Annotated in this window: 19 protein-coding genes; 9 read left to right on the top strand and 10 right to left on the bottom strand. The window is 57.5% G+C overall.

Translation table 11 applies throughout. The features are described from left to right. Window positions 1–35: 35 nt before the first annotated feature. On the top strand, window positions 36–1,454 hold the full coding sequence (locus ACSYSS_RS04515; RefSeq protein WP_491702891.1) for a 3-phosphoshikimate 1-carboxyvinyltransferase: 1,419 nt from the start codon (window positions 36–38) through the stop codon (window positions 1,452–1,454). Between the two features lie 210 nt (window positions 1,455–1,664). Here the strand turns inward: ACSYSS_RS04515 and ACSYSS_RS04510 are convergent, their stop codons facing one another. The 3 genes from ACSYSS_RS04510 to ACSYSS_RS04500 form a co-directional block, all read right to left on the bottom strand. Beyond that, the gene (locus ACSYSS_RS04510) at window positions 1,665–2,894 is read right to left on the bottom strand and encodes an acetate/propionate family kinase (RefSeq protein ID WP_491702890.1); all 1,230 of its coding nucleotides are present in this window, start codon (window positions 2,892–2,894) and stop codon (window positions 1,665–1,667) included. A gap of 347 nt (window positions 2,895–3,241) precedes the next feature. Beyond that, the gene (pta, locus tag ACSYSS_RS04505) at window positions 3,242–4,948 is read right to left on the bottom strand and encodes a phosphate acetyltransferase (protein ID WP_491702889.1); all 1,707 of its coding nucleotides are present in this window, start codon (window positions 4,946–4,948) and stop codon (window positions 3,242–3,244) included. Between the two features lie 235 nt (window positions 4,949–5,183). Beyond that, window positions 5,184–7,664 (bottom strand): phosphoketolase, encoded by a 2,481-nt coding sequence (locus tag ACSYSS_RS04500; protein WP_491702888.1) that lies wholly within the window; start codon window positions 7,662–7,664, stop codon window positions 5,184–5,186. 478 nt (window positions 7,665–8,142) lie between these two features. Here ACSYSS_RS04500 and guaA point away from each other — a divergent pair, with 478 nt between their 5' ends. Next, window positions 8,143–9,705 (top strand): glutamine-hydrolyzing GMP synthase, encoded by a 1,563-nt coding sequence (gene guaA / locus ACSYSS_RS04495; protein WP_491702887.1) that lies wholly within the window; start codon window positions 8,143–8,145, stop codon window positions 9,703–9,705. Between the two features lie 581 nt (window positions 9,706–10,286). On the opposite strand, the gene ACSYSS_RS04490 is transcribed toward guaA, so the two are convergent. Then, window positions 10,287–10,643: a hypothetical protein gene (locus tag ACSYSS_RS04490; RefSeq protein ID WP_491702886.1), complete on the bottom strand. Its 357-nt coding sequence runs from the start codon at window positions 10,641–10,643 to the stop codon at window positions 10,287–10,289. A gap of 214 nt (window positions 10,644–10,857) precedes the next feature. Between ACSYSS_RS04490 and ACSYSS_RS04485 the strand changes: the two genes are divergently transcribed. Continuing rightward, window positions 10,858–12,051, top strand: coding sequence for an ArgE/DapE family deacylase (locus tag ACSYSS_RS04485; protein WP_491702885.1), 1,194 nt, complete (start codon window positions 10,858–10,860; stop codon window positions 12,049–12,051). A gap of 246 nt (window positions 12,052–12,297) precedes the next feature. Here ACSYSS_RS04485 and ACSYSS_RS04480 read toward each other — a convergent pair whose 3' ends face one another. Both ACSYSS_RS04480 and ACSYSS_RS04475 read right to left on the bottom strand, forming a co-directional pair. Beyond that, entirely contained in the window at window positions 12,298–13,611 is a 1,314-nt protein-coding gene (locus ACSYSS_RS04480; RefSeq protein WP_491704223.1) for a nucleobase:cation symporter-2 family protein, read from the bottom strand. A 258-nt stretch (window positions 13,612–13,869) separates the two neighbouring features. After that, complete coding sequence (locus ACSYSS_RS04475; RefSeq protein ID WP_491702884.1) at window positions 13,870–14,448, bottom strand: xanthine phosphoribosyltransferase; 579 nt, start codon at window positions 14,446–14,448, stop codon at window positions 13,870–13,872. Window positions 14,449–14,689: 241 nt separating this feature from the next. On the opposite strand from ACSYSS_RS04475, the gene ACSYSS_RS04470 reads away from it, so the two are divergent. From ACSYSS_RS04470 to ACSYSS_RS04460, 3 genes are all read left to right on the top strand, one after another. Then, complete coding sequence (locus ACSYSS_RS04470) at window positions 14,690–15,550, top strand: YaaA family protein (RefSeq protein WP_491702883.1); 861 nt, start codon at window positions 14,690–14,692, stop codon at window positions 15,548–15,550. A 241-nt stretch (window positions 15,551–15,791) separates the two neighbouring features. Continuing rightward, on the top strand, window positions 15,792–16,340 hold the full coding sequence (locus ACSYSS_RS04465) for a MarR family winged helix-turn-helix transcriptional regulator (RefSeq protein ID WP_491702882.1): 549 nt from the start codon (window positions 15,792–15,794) through the stop codon (window positions 16,338–16,340). 204 nt (window positions 16,341–16,544) lie between these two features. After that, a complete protein-coding gene (locus ACSYSS_RS04460; RefSeq protein WP_491702881.1) occupies window positions 16,545–18,086 on the top strand; it encodes an MDR family MFS transporter in 1,542 nt (513 codons plus the stop codon). Between the two features lie 63 nt (window positions 18,087–18,149). On the opposite strand, the gene ACSYSS_RS04455 is transcribed toward ACSYSS_RS04460, so the two are convergent. Next, the gene (locus tag ACSYSS_RS04455; RefSeq protein WP_491702880.1) at window positions 18,150–19,025 is read right to left on the bottom strand and encodes a TetR/AcrR family transcriptional regulator; all 876 of its coding nucleotides are present in this window, start codon (window positions 19,023–19,025) and stop codon (window positions 18,150–18,152) included. A gap of 161 nt (window positions 19,026–19,186) precedes the next feature. Here ACSYSS_RS04455 and ACSYSS_RS04450 point away from each other — a divergent pair, with 161 nt between their 5' ends. After that, complete coding sequence (locus ACSYSS_RS04450) at window positions 19,187–20,047, top strand: aldo/keto reductase (protein WP_491702879.1); 861 nt, start codon at window positions 19,187–19,189, stop codon at window positions 20,045–20,047. 153 nt (window positions 20,048–20,200) lie between these two features. On the opposite strand, the gene ACSYSS_RS04445 is transcribed toward ACSYSS_RS04450, so the two are convergent. Together ACSYSS_RS04445 and ACSYSS_RS04440 are read right to left on the bottom strand one after the other, a co-directional pair. Beyond that, entirely contained in the window at window positions 20,201–20,524 is a 324-nt protein-coding gene (locus ACSYSS_RS04445; RefSeq protein ID WP_491702878.1) for an addiction module antidote protein, read from the bottom strand. Between the two features lie 16 nt (window positions 20,525–20,540). Further along, entirely contained in the window at window positions 20,541–20,825 is a 285-nt protein-coding gene (locus ACSYSS_RS04440) for a type II toxin-antitoxin system RelE/ParE family toxin (protein WP_491702877.1), read from the bottom strand. Between the two features lie 103 nt (window positions 20,826–20,928). Here ACSYSS_RS04440 and ACSYSS_RS04435 point away from each other — a divergent pair, with 103 nt between their 5' ends. Then, the gene (locus ACSYSS_RS04435; RefSeq protein WP_491702876.1) at window positions 20,929–21,963 is read left to right on the top strand and encodes an alpha/beta hydrolase; all 1,035 of its coding nucleotides are present in this window, start codon (window positions 20,929–20,931) and stop codon (window positions 21,961–21,963) included. A gap of 14 nt (window positions 21,964–21,977) precedes the next feature. Here ACSYSS_RS04435 and ACSYSS_RS04430 read toward each other — a convergent pair whose 3' ends face one another. Beyond that, window positions 21,978–22,274, bottom strand: a complete 297-nt coding sequence (locus tag ACSYSS_RS04430) for a hypothetical protein (protein WP_491702875.1) — start codon at window positions 22,272–22,274, stop codon at window positions 21,978–21,980. 685 nt (window positions 22,275–22,959) lie between these two features. Here ACSYSS_RS04430 and ACSYSS_RS04425 point away from each other — a divergent pair. After that, the gene (locus ACSYSS_RS04425; protein WP_491704222.1) at window positions 22,960–25,704 is read left to right on the top strand and encodes an ATP-dependent helicase; all 2,745 of its coding nucleotides are present in this window, start codon (window positions 22,960–22,962) and stop codon (window positions 25,702–25,704) included. Window positions 25,705–25,871 lie beyond the last annotated feature (167 nt).

Genomic DNA, 25,871 nt, shown 5'->3' with positions numbered 1-25,871 from the left:
GTGAACTGTAGGGGAGTTCCGGTAAAATCGGCCCCATGACTGTGATTTCTTGCCCTGATTTATGGCCGGCGCCGGTGGCGCGTCATCATCTTGACTCCACAGTGGAGATACCTGGAAGCAAGTCACTTTCCAATAGGTACCTGATTCTGGCCGCGTTGGGGCGCTGGCCAATTCGGATTGTAGGATTGTTGCGTTCGCGGGACACTGAATTGATGATGCAAGCTCTGAGCGAACTTGGCGTGGGCATCGATGTGGATGCGCAAAATAAAACACAAGTGACGGTGACGCCGCCTGCCTATAGCCGATTCCGCGGCGATGTGACTATCAATTGCGGGCTGGCGGGCACGGTGATGCGGTTTGTACCATCTCTTGCATTGTTCGCTGACGGTCCGGTGCGCTTTGACGGCGATGAGCAGGCGTATCACAGGCCGATGAAATCCGTGCTTGACGGATTGGAACAGCTGGGCGCGCGTATTGATTATGAGGGGGAAGTCGGCTTCCTGCCGTTCACATTGACGCCGCCGAGGAGGCTGACTGACACCAAAAACCACAGTCGAAACGCGGAATACGCACATGAGCACAATGATGCCGGGCGTGGCTTGCAGCAGGTATCCATTGACTCCTCGGCTTCGTCGCAGTTCATCTCCAGTCTGTTGCTCATTGGTTCGCGGCTGCCTGGTGGCCTGCATCTGGTTCATACAGGAAAAGGTCTGCCAAGCATGCCGCATATCAACATGACGATTGCGGATGTGCGGCTTGCGGGTGGCGATGTTTCATCGCCGGCGAGGGGTGAATGGATTGTTCGGCATCATAACTTGCAGTTGCCTGATGGCGTGATGGTGGAACCTGATCTTTCCAATGCCGCCCCCTTCCTTGGGGCTGCGCTCATCGCTGGAGGAAGTGTTCGGGTGCCACGCTGGCCACGAAGCACGACGCAGCCTGGAGGCCTTTTGCCCGATATTCTTTCATCCTTGGGCAGTGCAGTGACATGGAATGGCGAACCATACAGCGCCAGAGTTGTTTCTGAGCAAGCAAACGGCATATTGGAAGTTCGTGGCAACGGCACGATTCATGGGTTAGGCCGTTTTGACATGTCGGCAGCGGGGGAGATAGCCCCGAGTATCGCGGCGCTGGCTGCATTGGCTGACTCTCCGACATCCTTGGTCGGCATCGGTCATTTGCGCGGTCATGAGACCAATCGGCTAGCGGCGATGGTGACGGAAATCAAGCGCATCGGAGCTGGGGCTAACGAGCTTGAGGACGGTATCAAGATTGCGCCCGTGCCTCGCAATGCGCTTCGTGGCGCGGTGATGGAGACCTATGCCGACCACCGCATGGCCACGTTCGCCGCCATGATCGGCCTCGCGGTTCTCGACACGCAAGTGGTGGACATTGCCACCACGCGCAAGACCATTCCCGATTTCCCCGGCATGTGGACAGCCATGTTGGCTTGATTTTCCTTCGGTAGGGAGATTCCATCAGATAGCTTCGCAATCAGGAATAATAAATGGTGGAATTCCAAGATTCTTGATTATCAATCGGTCACAATAATCTGAGAATCTCCCTACCGAACGAAAATCAATTCCAATGAGATTATGAAATGGCCGATACAGACTGAAGAGCCTGTACCGGCCATTTAGTCAATGCCCAATGGCATCAGCGGTTCACTTAGTGAACTCGTTGCCGTAGGAGTCCTTGCCCTCCTTGGCGATGGCTGCGGACTTGCGGGCGATTGCCAGCTCTTCATTCGTCGGGATGACGGCGATGACAACTGAACTGTCGGGGGTGGAGATGATGCGCGGATTCTTGGAACGAGTCTCGTTCTTCTCCTTGTCGAGCTTCACGCCGAAGGGCGCGAGCTTCTCGCACACGCGGCGACGAACTTCAGAATCGTTTTCGCCCACTCCTGCGGTGAAGGTGATGACATCCACGCCGCCCATTTGAGCGGTGTAGTTGCCGATGTAGCCCACGATGCGGTGGATGTAAACATCCATCGCAAGCTTGGCATCTTCGTTGCCTTCCTTGATGAGACGGTCCACTTCACGCATGTCGGCGAAGCCAGTCATGCCAAACATGCCGGACTTCTTGTTGAAGAGAGTGTCGAGTTCGTCCACGCTCATATGGGCGTTACGGATGAGGTGGAACACCACAGCCGGGTCAATGTCGCCTGTGCGGCTGCCCATCATTAGACCTTCCAACGGCGTCAGGCCCATCGAAGTGTCTACAGGCTTACCGGAAATCTGGGCAGAGGCGGAAGCGCCGTTGCCGATGTGCAGCACGATCTGCTTCAAACCTTCAGCCGGCTTGCCGATGACGCCAGGTACTACGCCGCCAATGTATTCGTGGCTGGTGCCATGAGCTCCATAACGACGAATCTTGTACTGATCCGCAACTTCCTTGTTCAACGCATAGGTGCTGGCTTCCTTGGGCAGCTGGAAGAAGAAGGAGGAGTCGAAGACGAAGATCTGCGGCACATCGGGCAGCAGTTGTGTCATGACTTCCGCACCAGCGGCCTCGGGGCCGTTGTGCAACGGAGCAAGCACGGCGAGGTCCTTGACCTGATTGATGGTCTTCTTGTTGACCAAGGCAGGCTTGGGGAACACGGAACCACCCTGCACCACACGATGGCCAACCGCCACGATGCCGGACTCATTAAGATCCGGGCCGTACTCCTTGAAGAAGCCCAATACGCGCTTCAGACCTTGCTCGTGGTCATGGATCGGCTCTTCAAGCTCGTGCTTCTCACCGTTGTATTCATGCTTGTAATGCCCATCGATGGGCTCGCCGATCTTCTCGACCAGACCCGAGGCGAGAGCTTCTCCGGATTCAAGGTCAACCAGCTGATACTTGATCGAGCTGGAACCGGAATTGATGACAAGTACGGTTTTCGCCATTGTTGTACTTCCTCCATAAAGGTTAAACGATCCGCAGGATTACATGCGGCTACCAACGTTCCAGTTTACTCAGGAGCTGTTACAACGTCGGTAGGATAGGTTTCATTCTCAGACAAGGCGTGCCGGCGGATAATTCTTTCAGCAATCCGTCTTGTGGAGTATGCGTACGCAACAAAACCATTGCTGATTCAAACTCAGTGAAAGAATCGTGGCACAAAGACCGGATTGCGCCACGGAACCATCGATATCTCGCTCTCAACAATGGTTCCGTGGTGCAATCCATATTCTTCTAGACCAAAAGGAAGCTCTGCTATTGTGCTGGGAAAGCACTTTCCTGCTAATGGTTATTAAAGGGCCTCAACTGCCGTCAATGCGACAGTGTTGATAATGTCGTCGACCAAGGCGCCTCGCGAGAGATCGTTGACGGGCTTGTTAAGCCCCTGCAGCACTGGGCCGATGGCCAAGGCGCCCGAGGTGCGTTGCACTGCCTTGTAGGCGATGTTGCCGGCAGCCAGGCTCGGGAACACGAATACGTTCACATGACCCGCCACATCGTTGCCTCTGGCCTTCGTTGCCGCCACGGTCGGACTCCAAGCCGCGTCGAACTGCACAGAGCCGACCACTGGCAGGTCCGGCGCCTTCTCTTTGACGATGGTGGTAGCTTCCTCCACGAGATCCACGTCCGGGCCTTTGCCGCTGCCGAGTGTGGAGTAGCAGAGCATGCCCACCTTGGGATCGATGCCGAACGAGCGGGCGGTGTCCGCCGACTGAATGGCGATGTCTGCAAGCTGCTCAGCGTTCGGGTTGAGGTTGATGGCGCAGTCGGCGAAGACCGCCACATGGTCCTTGAAGCACATCAGGAACGCACCGGAAACGAGCGAGGCGCCTGGCTTGGTCTTGATGACCTGCAGGGCGGGACGCACGGTGTTGGCGGTGGAGTTGATGGATCCGGAGACCAGGCCGTCGGCCTTGCCAAGCACCACAAGCATGGTGCCGAAGTAACTGGGATCGGTCAGTTGTTTGCGGGCCTGCTCAGGCGTCATGCCCTTCTTCGCACGCAGTTCGCACAGCTTCGGAATCATCTCGCCGAGCACGGCCTCGTCGTCCATTGCCTGGAAGCTGGCCGTCGAAAGAGAATTCAGTCCCAGCTCCTTGCCGCGGGCGAGGATGGCGTCTCTGTCTCCGACGATGACCAGATTCACGATGCTCCGTTCAAGCAGGTAGTCGGCGGCCTTGATGATGCGGTCTTCGCTGCCTTCGGGCAGTACGATGGTCTTCTTGTTGGCCTTGGCCTTGGCGAGCAGACTGTTCTGGAATGCGTACGGAGTGGTGGGTGCCCCAAAGGGAACATTCAGCGCAGCCACAACATCCTTGTCCGCAGCGTTGTTGCTGAATGCAGCCTGTGCATCAGCCACTGCATTGGTATTGTTTTCATCGGGGAAGTCCAAAGCCGGAATGGTCCATACCGGAACTGGCGAGTCCTTCAGTGCCTCTTTGGCATCGGAGGCCTTCTCATCGGTGCAACCAGTGACGAACACGCCTGCCACTTTGCTTCCAGCGGCTTCGACACTGCAGGTGCATGCATCAACTGTTGCCTTGACTTGCCTGCCGTTGCGAGGAATGGTGCATACAGCGAGGAATACTTGAGCGGCAAGGTCTGCGGCAATGCTTGCATTGAGTGCGAAATTTTCCGGATCGAAGACCTTGGAACCATCGGTACCCACAGCGACTGTGTAATCGGGATTGAGATTGTCCACAGCGTCTTGGAAAGCGGCCACAATATCACCGCGTGCGGCGGACTTGTCTTCTCTGGCTTCTCTAGGGCACACCGCTCTGACGCTTTCAACAGTTTGGCCGCAATTGGCAGCTTCCAGCAATACCGGGGTGAACGCATCATGTTTCTTGCATACGACTGGGCGGAACACCGCGGTTTTGCCTTGTGCAGCCAACGCTTTGGTGATGCCCCATGCCACTACATTGCGGCCGTTTCCGCCTTCTGGGCTGGCGATGTAAACAACTTTGTTTGTCAACGTGACTCCTTTGAGAAAGTCCATATCATGCTTCGGCAGTATTACCTAGCAATGGTTCTATTCTAAGAGGAGCCATGACGGAGTTTATGTGCGGAACAAAAGATGAGTGCTGGATACCACACTATTCTCGGTAAAATAGCAGATTGACTATCAGCAATACCCATCAATATAAAAACAGTGGGCATCGGAATTCAATCCGATGCCCACTGTTTTTATATCAAAATTCAGATCTACTTAAGACCGATTGATACAAGCTGAACTACTCGTTGTCGCTGCCGGTGTTCGTGGCGGCGTTGACCGAGGCCTTCTTGCCGGACTCGTCCACGTCGGAGTACACGAAGTCAGTGTAATCCGGGTGATCGTAGCCCTCGTCGACCGCGAACTGGAAGGCATCCTTACGGAACTGCTCCAGCTTGTCGATCTCGCCGGCATACTTCTTGGCATCGACCATGCGTAGCACCTCGCACACGAGTTCGTAGCGATCCATGTCATTGACGCGGACCATGTCGAACGGCGTGGTGGTGGAACCCTGCTCCTTATAACCGTGAACGTTGAAGTTGTCGTGGTTCGGACGGTCGAAGATGAGCGCGTGAATGTCGTGGGCATAGGAGTGATAGGCAAACAGCACTGGCTTGTCAGCGGTGAAGAGGTCCGTGAACTCCTTGTCGGAAAGCGCTTCGTCGTTCTCCTTGGGGGACTGCAGCTTCAGGGTGTCAACCACGTTGACGACCTTGAACTTGATGCCGAACTCCTTGAGCTTGTCGGAAGCGGCCATGATCTCCAGGGTCGGAACATCGCCGACGCAGGCCAGCACGACCTGAGCCTCGTCGTTGTTCTTGGCGGTGGAGGCCCACTTCCACTCAGCAGCGCCCTTGCCGAGCTCTTCACGAGCCTCGTCGAGGGTCTGCCAGGTCGGGCCGGGCTGCTTGCCGGCGAAGATGGCGTTGATCTTGTTGGTGTCCTTGAATGCCTTCTCGGCGACGGCCAGCAGCATGTTGGAGTCGGCGGGGAAGTACTCGGCAACGACATGGTCGTTGTTGAACGCCTTGTTCAGCAGGACGGAGCTCACGCCCGGATCCTGGTGCGAGAAGCCGTTGTGGTCCTGACGCCAGACATGCGAGGAGATCAGCATGTTGATGGAGCTGATCGGCTTGCGCCACGGAATCTCGCGGACTGTAGCCTCAAGCCACTTGGCGTGCTGGTTGAGCATGGAGTCAATCACATGGGCGAAGGACTCGTAGGTGCTCCAGATGCCGTGGCGGCCGGTGAGGACGTAGCCCTCGAGGAAGCCTTCCATCTGATGCTCGGAGAGCTGCTCTACGACCTGGCCGGTAGGAGCCATATGCTCATCGGTCTGCTCGGAGAGATAGCCGTTGTCCCACTGCTTGTTGGTCACTTCATAGGCAGCCTGCAGGCGGTTGGATGCGGTCTCGTCCGGTCCGAAGATACGGAACGAATCCGGGTTGTTCTTGATGATGTCGCGGGTGTAGTTGCCCAGCGTACGGGTGGACTCGGTCTGGCCCCAGCCGTGGCCGAACTTCTCGACTTCGGCAATGCGATAGTCGTCAAGCTTCGGCAGCTTCAGGTCTTCGCGAATGCGGCCGCCGTTGGCGTTCGGGTTCTGGCCGATGCGCAGCTCGCCCTTGGGCATGAAGCTGGTGACTTCCGGCTTGATGGCGCCCTTCTCGTCGAAGAGTTCCTCCGGATGATAGGACTCCATCCACTTCTTGAGCACCTGGAAGTGAGCCTCGGTATCGCGGGCGGAGGCCAGCGGCACCTGGTGCGCACGCCAAGAGCCTTCGGTCTTCTGACCATCGATGTACTTGGGGCAGGTCCAGCCCTTCGGGGTGCGGAAGATTAGCATCGGGTAGGTTGGACGATCGATGTCGTTCGTCTGGGCCTTGGCCTTGATGTCGCAAATCTTGTTGAAGATCTCTTCGAGCATGTCGGCGAAGCGGCGGTGAATGGACATATGGTCCTCGTCGTCGAAGCCGGCGACGAACTCATAAGGTTCGTAGCCCATGCCCTTGAAGAACTCGTGGAGCTCTTCGTCGGGGATGCGGGAGAGGATCGACGGATTGGCGATTTTGTAGCCGTTGAGGTGCAGGATCGGCAGCACGATGCCGTCGGTGCGTGGGTTGACGAGCTTGTTGGACTGCCAGCTGGTGGCCAATGGACCGGTCTCTGCCTCGCCGTCACCCACGACTGCGGGCACAAACAGGCTTGGATTGTTCATTACAGCGCCGTAGGCGTGTGAAAGCGCATAACCCAGCTCGCCGCCTTCGTGCATGGAACCAGGAGTCTCAGGCGCGAAGTGAGAGGGGATGCCGCCGGGATAGGAGAACTGACGGAAGAACTTCTGCAGTCCGGCCTCGTCCTTGGTGATCTTGGGATAGTACTCGGTATAGGTGCCGTCGATGTAGGACTGCGCCACGCCTGCGGGGCCGCCATGGCCTGGACCCATGATGAACACCGTGTTCTGCTGGTGCTCGGCGATGAGGCGGTTGATGTGGCCGAACAGGAAATTCAGGCCAGGGGTGGTGCCCCAGTGACCGACAAGACGATATTTCACATCCTTGCGGGTGAAGGGTTCCTTCATCAAAGGATTACTACGAAGATAGATCTGACCGATGGCCAGGTAATTGGCAGTGCGCCAGTATTTGTCGACGGCCGCGAGGGTCTCGTCGGAAACCGGAGAATCAAGCTTCTTCCACGGTGTTCCAATAACAGGACTTGTCATGTGTACTCCTGTACTTCTGCACAAAATGTGCGTTTGTTTGTTTACCTTCTGGGGAGTAAATTCTTCGGGCCTAAGACCCTGAAGCCTTCATCCCCACTCGTCTATTATTTTACGAGGAGAAGAAGACTTATGGAATCTTTTTTGCGGCTGTGTGCGGAATTGTAATGTATTTGATTGATTTCGTAACAAATAATCGAAATTATGTGACTTTTCCTAGCTTTGTTGTTCAATTAAAGAACGTTGGAAAGTTGCGATAATGAATAAATAGCACTGTTTTGGTATGTTCAATTCGACGTAAGGTTTCACGGCGTGTTGATGTACAGCACGTTCTGATTTGTTCAGTTTGTTGACGGCGTATAGATTGCCTTGTCGGCTTGAACATTGACAATATAATATGTCCTAAGAAGATTGTTGATGCTCTGGCATCTCCGTCTGTTTCAGTTCCAATATGGTAATACGAGAGAATGAGAGGTAACGCATGGCCACAGGTCCAGTGCTTGTCGTTGATTTTGGAGCCCAATATGCTCAACTGATTGCACGCCGTGTACGCGAGGCACATGTCTATTCAGAATTGGTCCCTCATTCCATGCCCGTGGACGAGATGTTGGCGAAGGACCCGAAGGCCATTATCCTGTCAGGAGGGCCAGCATCCGTCTACGAGGAGGGTGCCCCTGACATCGATTCCAAGGTTTTCGATGCGGGCGTGCCGGTGTTGGGCATCTGCTACGGCTTTCAGGTTATGGCCAACGAGCTTGGTGGCACAGTCGACAAGGCGGCCTTGGGGGAGTATGGCAAGACCGAGGCCGTCATCGACGATGCCAAAGGTGTGTTGTCCGGTTCGCCAGCGGATCAGAGCACGTGGATGAGCCACGGTGTGGCCGTAAAGAAGGCTCCTGAGGGGTTCGAGGTGCTTGCCCATACGGAAGGTGCCCCCGTGGCAGCTATGCAGGATGAGTCGCGTAAATTGTATGGGGTGCAGTGGCATCCAGAGGTGAAGAACACCCCTCTCGGTCAGGACCTCTTCGACACGTTTCTGCACAAATGTGCTGGATTGCCTTCCGACTGGAACGCTTCCGACATCATCGAGGATCAGGTTTCCAAGATTCGTGACGAAGTTGGAGACGCACAGGTTATTTGCGGACTTTCGGGTGGTGTGGATTCAGCGGTGGCTGCGGCTTTGGTGCACAAGGCCGTGGGCGACCAGCTCACTTGCGTATTCATTGACCATGGTATGTTGCGCAAAGGTGAGGCCGAGCAGGTGCGTCACGATTTTGTGGCGGCCACCGGCATCAAACTGATCGAAGTAGATGCGTCAGACGACTTCCTCAACGCACTCAAGGGCGTCACCGAGCCGGAGCGCAAGCGTAAGATCATCGGCGAGAAGTTTATCCGCACCTTCGAAAAGGCGCAGCGCCAGGTTATTGAAGAGGCGGGTGCCCAAGGCAAGGAGGTCAAGTTCCTCGTGCAGGGCACGCTCTACCCGGACGTGGTAGAGTCCGGTGGCGGAGACGGGGCTGCCAACATCAAGTCGCATCACAATGTGGGTGGCTTGCCTGCCGACATCAAGTTCAAGCTCATCGAGCCGCTGCGCACGCTATTCAAGGACGAGGTGCGTGCCATCGGTACCGAGCTTGGCCTGCCTGAGGCTATGGTTTGGCGCCAGCCCTTCCCTGGTCCTGGCTTGGGAATCCGCATCATCGGTGAGATTACGCGCGAACGGCTTGACCTACTGCGTGAGGCCGATGCCATCGCCCGTGAAGAAATGACGAAGGTAGGGCTCGACCGTGAGATCTGGCAGTGCCCGGTGGTGCTCCTCGCCGATGTGCACTCCGTGGGTGTTCAAGGCGATGAACGGACCTACGGTTCGCCCATCGTGCTGCGACCAATCACTTCGGAGGATGCCATGACGGCGGACTGGTATCGACTTCCGTATGATGTGCTCGCCACCATTTCCACGCGCATCACCAACGAATGCCCCGGTATCAACCGCGTGGTGCTCGACTGCACCTCGAAGCCGCCGGCCACCATCGAGTGGGAGTGATTGATTGGAACAGTGGGCGCCATTCCTACTTGATTACGTCTAGATCAGGCGTGACTTAATCCCGTGATTTGTGCCAATAAATGGTATGAATCGCGGGATTTATAATGCTGACCCGCAAATGTGCCGTTCTGTCACAGTGCGCCGGAGCCCGAACGATACCGGTAAAACTTCGTCAGATAATGCCATATTATGACACTGTGTGCTGGAATTTAGGAGGAAATGGTAAAACTCCGTCAGGTTATACCGAAATGTGATGCTAATTGCGGGAATGTGAACGGATGTCCATGATAAGTTCTGTTATCCAGGATATATTAGAGGTGTCATCTCAGCCTTCTTCATCGGCATCCGAAACGGCCTGGCTTTCGGGCATGGCGCAATCCGGCGGTTATGTAGCGGCGGCGGTCGCTCCTGTTGCCTTCGGCATTTTGCAGGGGCCGACGGGTTCGTGGGTGCCGGTGGTCGCGGTGCTGGTGCTCATCGTCAACGTTGTTCATGTTGACAATAACTGTTCGTTTCAGTTCCGCACGCGGTTGGCCGCCATCGCGCCCCCTCAAAGCAGTCTCATCATTGCAATCATGGGTTCAGCTCCGAGGCTCGGGCTTGATTTGTTCGGCGACCTGACGAATCTCCTTCTTCTTTGTCTCGTCCGCGAGTTCGGAGTTGTCGTAGATGTCGAGGATTTGCTGGGCATTGTCCAGGTCGGCTTTGTTGCGTGTGCCGGCATCGGTGAACGCCGAGATGCTCACCAAGGTGCGCAGGGCATCCATGTTTCCGGATTCGCGTGAGCGCATCACTGCGGCATAGAGCGTGAGCTTGAAGCTGCGGGCAGCTTTGCGCTCGCTGTTTCTGTGATCTACATACGGCAGGAAGAGTGCCACCAGTACTGCCGCAGTCTCCGCGATCGCCGTCGCCCATTCCGCTATAGATCCGATTTCCATAAGGCCTCTTCTCGTTCCTTTCAATGTGGCAATTGGCCGCATAATGACATATTCCCTGTGACATCCTATATATGCCCGGGCATTTTGGCTATGAGGATAGGTTGCATTCAGATTGGCCTGTTAGACTGAAACGGTTAGCGATGGCGTTGCCGGTATCGCCGGCTGCGCTGACTGGATGAATAATACTGACCAGATAAATTTTGAAGGAGCTGAAATGGCTGAACGGTTTGATGACGAGAAATCCCAGATGGAGCTGCTGCGCAAGTTCGTGGCATTCCACACTGAGAACGGCAATGAGAAGGTGGTGGCGGACGCCATCCAGAATATTTTCGACGAGGCGGGCGTTGCGAGCAAGGTGCTGCCCTTCGACGACGATCCGAAGCGTGCGAACCTGGTGGCAGAGGTTGGCAGCGGTAAGCCGGTACTTGTGCTCACCGGTCACATGGACACTGTTTCGGCCCAACAGGAAGGTTGGCGGACCGACCCGTTCGAGGTCACCGAAAAGGGTGATTTGATCTATGGCCGCGGCGTGACCGACATGAAGGCCGGTCTGGCTGCCATGGTCATCACCATGCTGCGCCTCAAGAAAATTGAGAACAGGTTGCATGGTACGGTGCGCCTGCTGGCTACGGCAGGCGAGGAGGTTGGCATGCCGGGTGCCGAGCGTCTGTACGAGGCCGGCTACATGAAGGATGTGGACGCCACCATCATCGGTGAGCCTTCCGGCTACAGCATGGTCTATGCCACGAAGGGCGAGCTCAACATGGAGTTCACCATGCAGGGCAAATCCGCCCACAGCTCCATGCCCGAACTCGGTGTCAACGCGGTGGAGGCCATGGTGGAGTTCCTCTCGTCGCTAACCGAACGTGTGAAGGCGGCTGCTAACGGCATTACCAATGCCGATTTGGGCGGCACCGTGTTCAACATCGATGTCATCAAGGGTGGCAGCCAAGTGAACACCATTCCGGAGCAGGCCAACGCCGAGATCAACATGCGCATCATCCCCGAATTCGACAACATCGCCATCCGCAAGGTGGTGGACAAGACGGTCTCCGATTTCAACGCCGGCCATAAGGCGCAGGTCTCCTACACCGTGGGCATGGATATCGTGCCGATCATCGGGGCCAAGGAATCGAAGGTCAACGACATCATCCGACAGGTCGGCGAGCAGAGCCTCAAGGACCAGGGCAAGGAAGGCGGGGAAGCCCGAATCCCGCTCGTCGGCGTATCGGGCGGCACCGATGCCAGCCGTCTGCTCATCGACAAGCCCATGGGCCAGCCGTGCGTCATGTTCGGTCCGGGCAACAACACCATGCACTGCGTCAATGAGAGCCTGCCCAAGCGCATGTACTTTGAATGGATTGACATGTATGAGAAGATTTGCAGGCGTTATGTGAATGCGGAATGATAATATATCCCCACATTGGCGTAAATCCCATTCGACGGGGCGGTGACTGTGTATATATTACGGGATTACGGGTCCGACAGATATAGACAATACGACTTGCCTGGGTCGTCGGACCCTGTGAATTAATACATCATCCATATATAGTGACATTTGGACAGTGGCATTTGGACCGCCGCAATAGTGCGGTTATACCATTCATGTTTAGCTCGGCCCATGAGGAGATCTGATTATATCCGTTTCGGCGAATCAGTCATCTGCTTTTGCATCTGTTGCATGAGATGTGGACAGGAAACGCTCCTCGCCAGGCAGCACCAGACACAGCACCACGGCCACGACGAAGCTGATAGCGATGGGATTGGTGGCGAAGATAGACTGGAAGAGCGTGGGGAAGTTCCTGAAGATTGAGCTCACCTGTGTGAAGCCCAGGCCGATGGTCAGGGAGAGCGCCGCGATGGTGATGTTGCGCTGGGTGAAGCCCGCCTCGGCGATCATCTGGAAGCCCGAGAGGATGATGTTGCCGAACATCATGATGGTGCAGCCGCCGAGCACGGCCTGTGGCATCGAGTTGAACACCTGCGCCACGCCCGGCACGAAGCTGGCGACGACGAGCAGCAGGCCACCCGAGAGGATGACCTTTCGGTTCACCACCTTGGTGACGGAGACCAGGCCGATGTTCTGGGCGAATGAGGTGAGCGGCAGGCATCCGAAGAGCCCTGAGACGATGGAGATGGCACCGTCGCCGGCGATGGCCCCGCTGGTCTCGCGGTCGGTGGGCAGGCGGTTCAGGCCCACCTTGGTCAGCGCAGCACTGTCGCCGAGAACCTCCACGGACGAGACCACGTATAGCAGGGCGAACGAGATAATCGATCCGGCATCGAACGTCGGTTTGAATGGCATGAAGCGTGGCAGGCTCAGCGCCTGGAGATTGGCGAAGCCTGAGAAATCCACCTTGCCCATGAATATGGCCACAACATAACCGAAGACCAGGCCGAAGAGCACGGAGAGCTGCTTGGCGGTGCCGCGGGCCAGCAGCTGGAAGGTCAGGCAGGCCGCCAGTGAGATGAGGCCGAGGGTGAGGTTCTGCCAGCTGCCGAAGTCCTTGGCGCCGGAGCCGCCGCCAAAGGAGGAAGCAGCTGTGGAGAGCAGCGAGAAGCCGATGGTGGTCACCACGATGGCCGAGACGATCGGCGGTACGTATTTCTTCCAGAACTGGGCGGTCAGACCCAGGATGAGTTCGACGAACCCGCCGGCGATGACCGCGCCCATGAGTCCGGCAAAGCCCTGCTTGCCTACGATGGCGGTGGCCGCGGCCACATACGTGAAGGAGATGCCGGTGACCATGGGGAGCCTGCTGCCGATGTGCCAGATGGGGTAGAGCTGCAGGCAGGTGCCCAGGCCGGCCACCAGAAGGCCGTTCTGGATAATCATGGCCGATTGTTCGGGTGTGAGGCGCGCCGCGGCGGTGACGAGGAATATGGGTGCCAAGTTAGCCACGAACATGGCCAGCACATGCTGCAGACCGAAGGGTATGCCACGCCAGAAGGAGATTTTTCCGTTCAGCTGGCGTAGGGCCTCGGCGGTAGACGGCGTGGCTGTCTCTGTTCCAGTGACTGCCGAAGCCGGTTGAGCCTCGTTGCCCTTATTTTGCTTGTTGTCGGGAATGGCTGAATCCTGTTGATTCGAATGCTGATCAGTGCTCAAAAGGGTCTCTTTTCATGGAAATGAGATAGTGCTGATAGCTGCTTATTGTACGCTGAGCCGCGCCTCGTTGCGCTTCCAGCGATTCTATGTCTATTTTCCAGGGGTGCCCTGCTCTGGTCAGGCGAATTCGATGGTGCCCTTTTCTCCGTCCATGGATTTGACGATGGCCAGTGACTGCACGTCGTATCCGGCATCACGCAGCTGGCTACCGCCGCGCTGGAAGCCTTTTTCTATGGCGATGCCGATACCCTCAATGACGGCACCCGCTTCGTTGCAGATGTCGATGAGACCGCTCATGGCCTTGCCGTTGGCCAGGAAGTCGTCGATGAGCAGCACGTGCTCGCCTTTGGTGAGGAAACGCTTGGAGACGATGACGGGGAATTCCTTCTGCTTGGTGTAGGAATAGACCTTGGTGACGTATTGATCGCCGTCGAGGTTGATGGACCGGGTCTTCTTGGCGAACACCACCGGCACGTTGCCGAAATGACGTGCGGCACAGCAGGCGATGCCGATGCCGGAGGCCTCGATGGTGAGAATCTTGTCCACATGTTTGCCGGCGAACAGACGCGCCCATTCGGCGCCCATGTGATCGAAGAGTGTCACGTCGCACTGGTGGTTGAGGAACGCATCCACCTTGAGCACGTCCCCGGGCTTGACCGTGCCATCTTTCACAATCCTGTCTTCCAGTTCCTTCATAGCGTTCCTCTCGCGATTCTCCCTGATGCGTGTCCTGACACAGCAGCCCACATGCCACAATGTGCATGGATATGTATGAAAGTAGAGCTTAACCATGAGCGGTGACTATTTGCACGATTCCCAGCTTTCAGCTGTGGTTCGTGGGTAAATTCTTGGAATCAAGTTCGGCGAGGAAGCTTTCGCGTGCACCTGGCCTTCTCTACGGTTCGTCAGTGAGTGCTGCGTGCGTTACCATGGTCGTATGTACATATTGCTGCCGCCTTCAGAAGGCAAGAGCGCGCCGGAAGACGGACCCGGTCTTGACATCGGGAGTCTGCCCTATCCGGAGCTCAACCAAGCTCGCAGACGCGTGGCCGAGGCGCTGATAACGGTGTCAAGGAGTGACAATGCGGCCGCGATACTTGGAGTCGGTGCTAGGACCATGTCCGAGGTCGTCGCTCAGCGTGATCTGTATTCGCTGCCGTGCGCGCCGGCCCGTGAGATCTACACCGGCGTGCTATATGAAGCGGCGAGATTGAGACCAGGCGACAGAGTGCTCATCTTTTCTGGGATGTTCGGAGTGACGAGCGGTGAGGATCTGATTCCGGCCTACCGACTTTCGATGAACGTCTCACTGCCTGACATCGGAGGGCTCAAGACGTTCTGGAAACGGGAGTTTGCCGGTTGGAGGCCTTCGTCTGACAGCGGTGTTTCCGATCAACGGAACGGCGAGATTGGCGGATTGCCGGGTAGCGGCGCTGCGGCTCAGCGGGCCGACGTGATTGCCGCCTTGGCAGGCAGAGATACAGGCAGTGACACTCAGACCAATGCGATGGCTGTTGACGGTGAAGCCGTAGTTGACATGCGCTCGCAGGCCTATGCCGTCACCTCGCATCCTGACGTTCCGTGGTGGATGTTGCGCGTGACGAATGCGAACGGGAAAGTGGTCTCGCACATGGCCAAGCGGTACCGTGGTTTGCTCACCCGCGCTCTGCTCGATGAAATGGCCCATGACACAACGCATGAGCCGGATGTGGCCGAGGTGGCACGGGGTCTGGGCAAGGTGAGTGTGGAGACTCGGGGCCTGCACAATGTGCTGACTCTGACCCCGGAGTTGCTTTGATTCTGATCTGTGGTCATTATCTAGGGAGATTTTTCTGATATAGCGCAAATGGCGCAAATCAAGAATGGCGGAATGAAGGCATTTTGCAATCCGCAACCGCGTCAGCGTTTCGAAAATCTCCCTACATAATGAAAATGGCTCATCGAAGGACGCGGTTGCGCCGGATGAATCTTAAGGATGTACCGCTATGTTGCGCACGATTTCGGGTACAGTGGTGTAACAGCGAAAAGGTAGGTGAGTAATGCAGTGGAGGCAGGAGTCCATGCTGGGCGGCGAGTCGGCGCCCGAAGCCGAGGCCGGCTACACAATCGCCGACGGCTACTCAGTGGATGAAGGCGACGCCTCGAACGGTTCGGACAGCATCGGTGCGCTCATCAAAGTGGCCAACACGCTCATCGAGCGTGAGCTCAACAACCGCGTCTCCGAGCTCATCGACGGTCTTGAGCTCACCGGTCCGCAGGTCACGCTGCTGGTCTACCTCTACGATTCCAAGGGGCGTACGGTGACTCAGAAGGAGGTGGCCGACAAGTTCGTGCTGAGCCATCCGACCATTCGCAGCATCGTGCGCAGGCTCGAGAGTGCGAAGCTCGTCGACCTCTCGCAGCTGAGCAATGACAGGCGCCAGGTGGTGCTTTCGCTTTCGAAGCACGGGTTCGAAGTGGTGGACCGACACATCGACGCCATCCGCGCGGTGATGGAGGACGTGAACCGGCGTATCGTGGGTGGCATGGATGCGCGGGAGCAGGAGTGGTTTGCCCGTACGCTGGAGCGCATCATTCGGGCGTTCTAGCGCGCGGTAAGGCTTGTTGCAGCGCCTTGCAATTGGGGTAGCCAAGATTGGCGACGGCAAGGTGCCAACGGCTGTTGCATAGCAAGCTATCTGACGTAATGATGAACTGATAACCGAGCATGAGAGATACATGATTTGTCGCTGTATGAATTAGACTGTAGTTCAAAGTGTAGCAAGCTATATAAAAGGGATAAGCGTGGCCTCATGATGGAAAACGACATGCAGACGGCGAAAGCTCAGAAGACAGGGGGCGCGGAGAAGAGACCGGAGCCTCGACCGGGCTCCGCTCCGATGGGCCAGAAGGCTGACGGTCAGTCGCCGGCCTCGCGCATCGGTGACAGACAGCGTACGGCGATGATGGCGGTGCTGCTCTTCGGCTCGTTCGTGGCGCTCCTGGCCGAGACGTTCCTCAATAATGCCCTCAACACCATTATGAACTCGTTCGGTGTCTCGCAGTCCACTGCGCAGTGGCTCACCACCTCGTACCTGCTGGTGGTCGGCCTCATGATCCCGATGTCCGCGTGGCTGTTCAATTCGTTCAACCTCAAGGCCAATTACCTGACCATGATGGGCATCTTCTTCGTCGGGTCGCTCGTGTGCGTCTTCGCGCCGAATTTCTGGGTGTTGCTCGCAGGTCGCATCATCGAGGCTGTGGCGGCAGGCGGACTCATGCCGTTCACCCAGAACGTCATCCTCATGATGTTTCCGCCGCAGAAGCGCGGCATGGCCATGGGTGTCACCGGCCTGGTCATCGGCTTCGGCCCTGCGGTCGGTCCCACCGTCTCCGGGCTCATCCTTCAGCTCTCCGATTGGAGGATGCTCTTCATCGTGCTTGCCGTAGGCAGCGGATTGACCTTCGTTGCTGCATTGTTCGCCGTGCGCAACATCACCACGCCGCACATGGGCAAGACCGACGTCATCTCCTTCGCCGAGACGATCCTCGGCTTCGGCCTGCTGCTCTACGCCCTCTCCGACATCGGCAACACCGGCAAGGTGACGTCACTCCTGGCAGCGCTGCTTGTAGCCGGGGTGGTCATCATCGTCTTGTTCTGCATGCGTCAGCTGCACCTTGCCGAACCGCTCATGGACGTGAGGGTCTTCACCAACGCGCGTTTCAACCTGTGCACCGTGCTGAGCACCCTGAGCAACATCGCCATGGTGGGCATCGAGCTCGTCCTGCCGCTCTACCTGCAGACCACGCGAGGCGAAAGCGCGTTGGCCGCGGGCCTTGTGATGATGCCCGGCGCCATCGTCATGATGATCTGCAACCCGATCTCCGGCGGCATGTACGACAAGCTCGGCATCAGAAAGCTTTCGGTGTTCGGCTTCGTCATGCTGCTCATCGGCACCGTGCCGATGCTCTGGTTCAGCCCGTCCACCAGCCTGGTCGTGATTGGCCTGTGCTACGCGCTACGCATGGTCGGTATCTCGTTCACCATGATGACCACGTTCACCGCGGGCATCAACGCGAGCGAGCCACGGCTCACGGCTCATGCCAACGCCGCCTCGTCCACGGTGCGCCAGATCGGCGGATCGTTTGGCACGGCCATCGCCATGCTCGTGGTGGCGCTGGCTGGTGCGAGCGCCTCGGGCGCGTCCAAGGCGGTCCGGGCCGCGGCCCAGGAGACCAGTTACCACTGGGCGTTCATCCTCATGCTGGTCTTCGCGCTGGTCGGTCTGTTCGCCTCGTTCTTCCTGCCGAGCGCCGAGGCCGAGGGCATCGGGCAGAAGGCCGTCAAGGGCTGAATCTGACGATGATTGAGGGTAACGCAACAGTTTTCGCAGAATCCCGATGCGGAATCAGGGTGTTCACTGTGCCAAAATGCGATGCAGTTCCTCGGTGCGCAGAGCGGGAACGGGCAATGCGGAGACGGGATGTTGCGAGCCATCCTTTGACATGACGGACGAAGCGCGAATGCCATCCAATGCAATCCAGAGATAACGTCGATACCGTTGGTCGTCGGCACTGGCTTTTGAAAATGGTTCTGATGATTCAGATGATTCGGATGCATCGTGGTCGTTGTCTCGGGGGAGTGCCGGTTTCCCTCCCTCATGTAGCGCCTCGGTGATGCCGAGAATGCCGAACTGGATGAGGATGAGATCGGTGCCGGTGATCTCGCCGCGAATCGCATGCTGCTTCCTGGCCCGTTCGGCGATGCGGTTGACCAGCGGCGCGAGGCGGTCGCGGGACCAGTCATAGCGTGTGGCGTTGGCGTGACGACTGGTGAAGAGCTGGGCCATGCCCCGATCGTGCACCTGCAATTCCAATCCCTGCTCCATGTAATAGACCAATCCCTGCCAGGCGTCGGGCATGTCGAGTGCCGTGTCGAGCACGGCTTCGATCTCCTTGACCTGCTCGACGATGATGGCGTCGATGAGCTCGGCCTTGTTCCTGAAGTTTCGGTAGGCGGTGCCCACACCGAGCCCGGCGTATTTGGCGACATCGTTGAGCGTGGCATCGTAGCCCTCGGAGGCGAACACCTCGCGCCCAGCCTTGAGCAGGCGCTCGCGGTTCGCTGCCGCATCGCGCCGGAGGTGGGTCGGTTTCCCTATGTTCGGTTTGGTGCGTCGGCTGCCGGAGCGATGTGTCGATGGATTGTCGGGCTTGGCTTCCTTGTAGCTGTTCAATGGTGTTGTGCCGATTGCAGTACTGTTCGTGCTCATGCTTGGGTCCACGTATTCCATAAGCGCAATTCTAGCGTAAACGGAATATGAATATCCGGAAGCGTATACTTGTCATAAACGGATATTGAATATCCGATTATAGGTGATGCAAGGTTGGCCGGTATGTTGCTTTTCGACAGCGGTCGGTTGCCTTGCGGCATCGCGTAACCAAAAGGAGTCTTATGCCTCAAGTACCAATTCGCACGCTGAACAACGGTGTCACCATGCCGGCGCTCGGCTTCGGTGTCTTCCAGTCCGCGCCCAAGGACACGACCGCCGCCGTGAAGGCCGCGCTCGAAACCGGCTATCGCCACATCGACACGGCAGCGGCCTACCATAACGAGGAGCAGGTGGGGCAGGCCATCCAGGAATCCCCGGTCGACCGATCCGACGTGTTCGTCGAGACGAAGATCTGGGTGAGCAGCTACGGCACCGGCACCACATACCGCGCTGGCGAAACCGCCCTCAGGAAGCTCGGCGTGGACGTCATCGACCTGCTCATCCTGCACCAGCCCAACCCCGGCAAGTTCGACAAGACCATCGAGGCCTACAAGGACCTGGAGAAACTGCTCAAGGACGGCAAGGTGCGCGCCATCGGTGTGAGCAACTTCCAGCCCGACCAGCTGAAGAACCTCATGGATGCCACCGACGTGGCGCCTGCCATCAACCAGATCGAGCTGCATCCCTACTTCCAGGAGCCGGATGTGGTGGCGGCGAACAAGGCAGCCGGAATCCTGACGCAAGCGTGGTCGCCCATCGGCGGCATCACCTTCTACCCGGGCTGGGACGAGCGCGGCCACAGCACGCTGAAGGATCTGACACTCATCGAGATCGGCAAAGCACACGGCAAGACCGCCGCGCAGGTCATGCTGCGCTGGCACATGCAGGAGAGCCGCTCCGCCATCCCGAAGTCCATCCATCCCGCGCGCATCGCCGAGAACTTCGACATCTTCGACTTCGAGCTCTCCGACTCCGAGATCGCCGCCATCGACGCTCTGGACACTGGCTATCGCTCCGGCCCGGACCCACAGCGCACGTACTGAGCGATATGAGTCTGTGGTGATATAGAGATTTTTGAAAAGAGTGACTTAGTTGGTTGCGATCCTGGCAATGGCGTGTTTGTATCTGCGATGATGTTCGATTACAGACGTAAGCACACCACCACCGTCATGGCAGTGGCTGAGTGACGACAAATGTTACTTAGTTGCTGCTGTGGGGAGTGTTACTGAGAGCTCCCCGCCCAGCGCGTGAATGGCGCTGAGAATGGTGCTGAACGCCGGGTCGCCCTTCTTGCTTAAGGATTTGTACATACCCTCACGAGTGCGGTTGGTGTCGGCGGCGATGCTTGAGATTTTCTTGCGCGCCTTTGCTGCAGTTCCGACGGTCTGTGCGAAGAATGCTGATCCCTCGCGTGGATCATCAAAAGTCGCCGCTTCCTCGAGGGCGAGATTGAGGTAGTCGACGATGTCAGCTTCTGTGCGCAGGTCGTCTTCTGGCCGAAAGTCTTCGATGGTAATCATAGATGTAGCCCTTTCTTTATAGCCTTAGCGTTTGCGATGTCGCGCTGCTGGGATTTCTTGTCCCTCCAATGAGGAGTAGGACGATGCTTGAACCTGATTTAGCAAAGTATGTACGATATCCAGGTCCGAAATGAAATCTCATTTCATACACGCCTTCTCCTACGGGCTTGATATCGCCAACGAGTTGTCCGGTAAATGCTACGCGTTGCCATTGAAGATCAAGGCGATGAACAGCTCGTTGGTCCCGTAAGTGATGAATCCAGTCAATGTATATGTTTGTCCGTTTGATGTGTAGTACCATAAGCTAATTGTAATCTCTACATTACAATTTTGCAAGGAGAATTGGATTGTTTTATATTGTCGTGATATGAGGAACCGCCATATAATTGATGGAATCCAATCGTGTGGCAGTTTTCGTTGTCAAACAGGAAAAGTGGAAAGTGGAATTGTCCATGCGTGTGACCGACGAAATGATCGCCCCCGAACTACGGACGGTCGGCAAGGTGATTCGTACGGTGATGCCGTACGTAGGCGATGGGGCGGTCAAGGCGGCGAATGCTCTGATGACGCTGCTCAAAGGGCACGCTCCCAAGAATCTGCACTATGAGCAGCACTGGTTGCGCAGGCCTGATGGGAGTCTGCTGCGCATCGCCGTATATGCACCGAAGGTATTCAACGAGATGGCAAAGCGGCATTCGAACAGATTTTCGAATGCAGATAATCCCAGTGTGCCTGGCATCCTCTTCCTGCATGGCGGCGGGTTCGAGCTGGGCTGCCCGGAACTGGAGATAGGTCTCATCCGCACCATCGTCGGCGCCACCGGTGCCGTGGTGTTCGCGCCGGACTACTGCTTGTCTGTCGAGACCCCATATCCAGCGGCGCTCGCGGACTGCTATCTGGCGCTGCAGTGTCTGGCCGAGCGTGCGGAATCGTATGGTGTCGACACCAACCGGATTATGGTTGTCGGTGACAGCGCCGGTGGCGGACTTACAGCGGCGCTGACATTGTTGGCACGGGACGTGGGGGAGATTCCCATTGCCTTCCAGATGCCGCTCTACCCGATGCTCGACGACCGCATGACGAGTGCCTCCATGCGAGGCAATGACGCACCGGTGTGGAACGAGCGGTCAAACCGGATTGCCTGGCGGCACTATCTTGGTCCGCTCTATGGCACCGGAGGCGTGTCGGCATACGCCGCTCCCGCGCGTGCCGCGGACTTGTCCTGTCTTCCGCCCACCGCCACGTTCGTCGGCAGCATCGATCCGTTCCACGATGAGACCGTAGACTACGTGAATCGTCTGCGTGCGGCGGGTGTACCGGTTAGCCTCAAGGTTATCGATGGTGCGTTCCACTGGTTCGACGTCCTCGCTCCGAAGAGTCCTCAGGCCAAAAGCGCGATGGCTTTCGTCGAGGAGCGTCTAATGAACCGAGGTGCATAGCGCAGATTACATGTTCACGCATCAATGAGTGCTTTGTCGAGTAGGTGACGCACTGCGGCGCTACGGCTTAAGTGATTTCGTTTCGCGTAATCGTCGAGTTTTGCCTCGCGTGAGTCATCAAGTCGCACTTTGATGATGGTCGTTGCTGGCGTTGACCCTACGGAAAGCGGTCTGCCTGCGGCACGTTTGCTTGCCGCATCCAACTGTTTGTCTGTGTATCCGCGCTCTGCTTCGGCGACATCGGCCTTGAGTTTCCTTGCCTCGCGTGTGTCGAAATCCTCATAGTTGAGAATCTTGTAATCGTTTGTCATGATCTGCCTTCCAGGTATGTAATGTATTTTGTTCGCATTTTCATTGAGTGGATGACGGTGGGCCCTCGACTCGTCTGAACAACGATGACTTCCAAAGGTGTGCCATTGTTTGTGAGACCCAAATAGAGAGTCTTGGGCGGATCGTCTTCCATCGGCAATATGCGTAGTGCGTGGTTGACGACGTATAAGGTATCTTCAGGTGCTATGCCGTGTTTCAAAGCTGACACAAGTATATTCTTTACAATATTGTACCACATAATATTAATAGAAGCTCAGGCATATAGCGGCTCGGCAATGATGAGGGTAGACTGACTTACGCAGCAAATTCGTGGCGGGTTGGCTTTAAGTAGGTTTGATAACTCTAAGCGCTCGCAGATGGTCTTTCTGAATGGAAGCCAAAACAGATAAGGGGATAGGCGTGGAGCAGGCGACGGGTTGGCAGATGGAACCGGAACCAGAGGAGTACGGTCAGGAACCGGCGCCCGAGTATGATGGAGGGCCAACGCTTGCCGAACAGCAGGAGTATGAACGTCAGCTTTCGTCCATGTCGCAAGATGTAGACGGGCAATCGGCACAAAGGCTGCAGAGCTCAACAAGGCAATTCACGCGCCGGCAGCAGCCTGAGTCTTCGCCTGCATCGTCTCGTCAACCGTCTTTCCAATCCCAGCCTCACCAGGAACCGGAGATGATCGCCCGCAGCGCCGACGAACTGCTGCACGGTCTCAACCCGCAGCAGGCCGAGGCCGTGCAGTCCCAGGTGCCGGCCCTCCTCATCGGCGCCGGCGCAGGCAGTGGCAAGACACGTGTGCTCACCCGACGTGTGGCTTGGATCCTGAGCCAGTTCGGCGCGTGGCCGAGCCAGGTGCTTGCCATCACCTTCACCAACAAGGCCGCCGCCGAGATGCGCGAGCGCCTTGGCAGCCTCATCGGACCGGTGGCAGGGCGTATGTGGATCTCCACGTTCCACTCAGCCTGCGTGCGCATTTTGCGTCGCGACGGCAAGGAGATCGGTCTGAAGTCCGGCTTCTCCATCTATGACACCGCCGATTCCCAGCGCCTCATCAAGCTCATCGGCACCGACCTGAACATCGACCTCAAACGCTACACGCCCAAGTCGATACTGTCCAAGATCTCCGACTACAAGAACAGCCTGACGAGCTGGCAGAGCCTCCTGAAACAGTATGCGCCCGACTACAAGCCGGGCCAGCGTGGCTATCAGCTCGGCAGGTATGACAACACGGAGGAGCTCTATGCAGTGGTCTTCGCCGAGTACGAGTACCGCCTTGCTGCCGCGAATGCCGTGGACTTCGACGACCTGATCGTGCGCACCGTGGAGCTCCTGCGCACTTGCCCGCAGGTGGCCGACTACTACCACAAGAAGTTCCGCTACATTCTTGTGGACGAGTACCAGGACACCAACCACGCGCAATACGTGCTCATCCGCGAGCTCGCAGGGGTCGACGCCGGCGTGCAGCGTGAACCAACAGCTCGTTTCGCAGGTCGTCAGGGCCCGGCATGGGTCACCGTCGTGGGAGACTCCGACCAGTCCATCTATGCCTTCCGTGGCGCGGACATCAGCAACATCCAGGATTTCGAAAAGGACTTCCCGGGTGCCAAGACCATCATGCTCGAGCAGAACTACCGCTCCACGCAGACCATCCTCGATGCCGCCAACGCCGTCATCGCCAAGAACTCCGGCCGTAAGCCCAAGAAGCTCTGGACGGCCCTAGGCAAGGGCGAGCCGATCGTCGGCTATGCCGCCGACAACGCCCAGCAGGAGGCCGGCTGGATCGCCAACGAGATAGCGAACCTCAAGAGCGAGGAGGGATTCAACTACTCCGATATGGCCATCATGTACCGTGCCAACGCGCAGAGCCGTGCGCTTGAGGAGGGTCTCATCAACGCCGGGCTGCCCTACCAGCTGGTTGGCGGCACGAAGTTCTACGAACGGCGCGAGGTCAAGGACGGCATCGCCTATCTGCAGGCCATCGTGAACCCCGCCGACAGCGTGAACATGCGTCGCATCATGAATGTGCCCAAGCGAGGGCTCGGGGCGCGAGCCGAGGCCATCGTCGCCCAGTATGCCGAGGAACACAACGTGCCGTTCTGGGACGGTGTCGAGCATCTTGAGGACATTCCAGACCTGCCGACCCGCACGCGCACCATGCTCTCCAGGTTCCGCGAACTGATGCAGGGGCTGCAGAAATTCGCAGTCGAAAACGATTCCAAACCCTCTGAGATCGTGGCTGAGGTGCTCGGAAAGTCGGGCCTTCTGGAGGAGCTGCAGCGTTCGAACGACCCGCAGGACCAGTCGCGTGTGGAGAACCTCTCGCAGCTACAGTCCGTGGCCGCCGAGTTCGAGCAGAAGACACCTGATGCCACGCTCGCCGCCTTTTTGGAGACTACGGCGCTCGTGGCCGACTCCGACCAGCTGCCCAGCGAAGGCGAGGATTCGGGCAAAGTCACGCTCATGACGCTGCACACCGCCAAGGGCTTGGAATACCCAATCGTGTTTCTCACCGGCATGGAGCAGGGCACGTTCCCGCACTCGCGTTCGCTGGAGGACGAGCAGGAGCTCTCCGAGGAGCGGCGCTTGGCCTACGTGGGCATTACTCGCGCCAAGCAGCGCCTCTATGTCACCCGTGCCGCCGTTCGTGCCCAATGGGGGCAGGCGGCCGAGATGCTGCCGAGCCAGTTCCTTGATGAGATTCCAGACGAGCTCATCGAGTGGAAGCGGCGTGAGGCCGGTGTGGAGCGGATGCGTTCGGGTTGGACCGGTGGTTCGGGTTCCGACGAAGACGACGAGTTCGGCGGCTGGGATGACGATGATGACTTTGGCGCCGGCTCCACATTCGGTGGTTCAGGGTCGGCCTACGGCGGGAGCGGTTCATCCTCCTATGGTTCGTCCTATGGCTCCCGTTCCGGCTCCGGCCATGGCTACGGTCACGGTTCCACATTCGGCGGCGGGTATGGTTCCGGCTCTTCGGCGTCAGACTCCGGTTCGCATTCCCATTCCTTGTATGGCAGCGGCTCGGGTTATGGCTCGAGGTCGGGTTCGGGCGGTTCCTACGGCTCCCGTTCGCATTCCTCGTATGGCTCGCACTCAGGCCATGGTTCCGGCTCATCGTATGGTTCCCGTAGCGGTTCGTCCTATGGTTCGGGTTCCGGTACCCGTGGCGGCAGGGTGTCGACCCGTCACGTGGCTCCCAAGTCCAAGTCTCGCTCCGTGCCGGCATCGAGCCTTAAGAAAGACAACAACCTTTCGATTGCGGACTTCGCTGTCGGCGACAAGATCACCCATGACCAGTACGGTCTGGGCACGGTGCTTGACACGCAGGACAAGGGCCGCAACTCCATCATCACGGTCGACTTCGGCTCGGACGGCGTCAAGCGCCTCATGCTGCGCGTGGCACCCATTGAGAAGCTATGACAGCGTGATGACCAAGCTTGAACTGGAGCTGTGAGACAGTCAGTTGCTTTCCCTTTCAGATTCCTCCATGCGACGTTTGACTTCGGCGCGGGAAGGATAATCTGCAGGAGGCTTTGTGCTGCATAGTTCTACAATGATATTGCCTACAGCCAGTACTGTCATATAGG

Source organism: Bifidobacterium sp. ESL1118, assembly GCF_058505595.1.
This window is presented reverse-complemented; position numbering and strand designations above follow the sequence as displayed.

Excerpts from the sequence above, each read along its gene's own strand:
- ACSYSS_RS04510 (WP_491702890.1), bottom strand. The coding sequence starts at position 2,894 with ATGGCGAAAACCGTACTTGTCATCAATTCCGGTTCCAGCTCGATCAAG.
- ACSYSS_RS04465 (WP_491702882.1), top strand. The coding sequence starts at position 15,792 with ATGCAGTGGAGGCAGGAGTCCATGCTGGGCGGCGAGTCGGCGCCCGAA.
- ACSYSS_RS04475 (WP_491702884.1), bottom strand. The coding sequence starts at position 14,448 with ATGAAGGAACTGGAAGACAGGATTGTGAAAGATGGCACGGTCAAGCCC.
- guaA (WP_491702887.1), top strand. The coding sequence starts at position 8,143 with ATGGCCACAGGTCCAGTGCTTGTCGTTGATTTTGGAGCCCAATATGCT.
- ACSYSS_RS04485 (WP_491702885.1), top strand. The coding sequence starts at position 10,858 with ATGGCTGAACGGTTTGATGACGAGAAATCCCAGATGGAGCTGCTGCGC.
- ACSYSS_RS04450 (WP_491702879.1), top strand. The coding sequence starts at position 19,187 with ATGCCTCAAGTACCAATTCGCACGCTGAACAACGGTGTCACCATGCCG.
- pta (WP_491702889.1), bottom strand. The coding sequence starts at position 4,948 with ATGGACTTTCTCAAAGGAGTCACGTTGACAAACAAAGTTGTTTACATC.
- ACSYSS_RS04490 (WP_491702886.1), bottom strand. The coding sequence starts at position 10,643 with ATGGAAATCGGATCTATAGCGGAATGGGCGACGGCGATCGCGGAGACT.
- ACSYSS_RS04425 (WP_491704222.1), top strand. The coding sequence starts at position 22,960 with ATGATCGCCCGCAGCGCCGACGAACTGCTGCACGGTCTCAACCCGCAG.
- ACSYSS_RS04445 (WP_491702878.1), bottom strand. The coding sequence starts at position 20,524 with ATGATTACCATCGAAGACTTTCGGCCAGAAGACGACCTGCGCACAGAA.
- ACSYSS_RS04500 (WP_491702888.1), bottom strand. The coding sequence starts at position 7,664 with ATGACAAGTCCTGTTATTGGAACACCGTGGAAGAAGCTTGATTCTCCG.
- ACSYSS_RS04470 (WP_491702883.1), top strand. The coding sequence starts at position 14,690 with ATGTACATATTGCTGCCGCCTTCAGAAGGCAAGAGCGCGCCGGAAGAC.
- ACSYSS_RS04440 (WP_491702877.1), bottom strand. The coding sequence starts at position 20,825 with ATGGTACTACACATCAAACGGACAAACATATACATTGACTGGATTCAT.
- ACSYSS_RS04455 (WP_491702880.1), bottom strand. The coding sequence starts at position 19,025 with ATGGAATACGTGGACCCAAGCATGAGCACGAACAGTACTGCAATCGGC.
- ACSYSS_RS04515 (WP_491702891.1), top strand. The coding sequence starts at position 36 with ATGACTGTGATTTCTTGCCCTGATTTATGGCCGGCGCCGGTGGCGCGT.
- ACSYSS_RS04460 (WP_491702881.1), top strand. The coding sequence starts at position 16,545 with ATGATGGAAAACGACATGCAGACGGCGAAAGCTCAGAAGACAGGGGGC.
- ACSYSS_RS04430 (WP_491702875.1), bottom strand. The coding sequence starts at position 22,274 with ATGACAAACGATTACAAGATTCTCAACTATGAGGATTTCGACACACGC.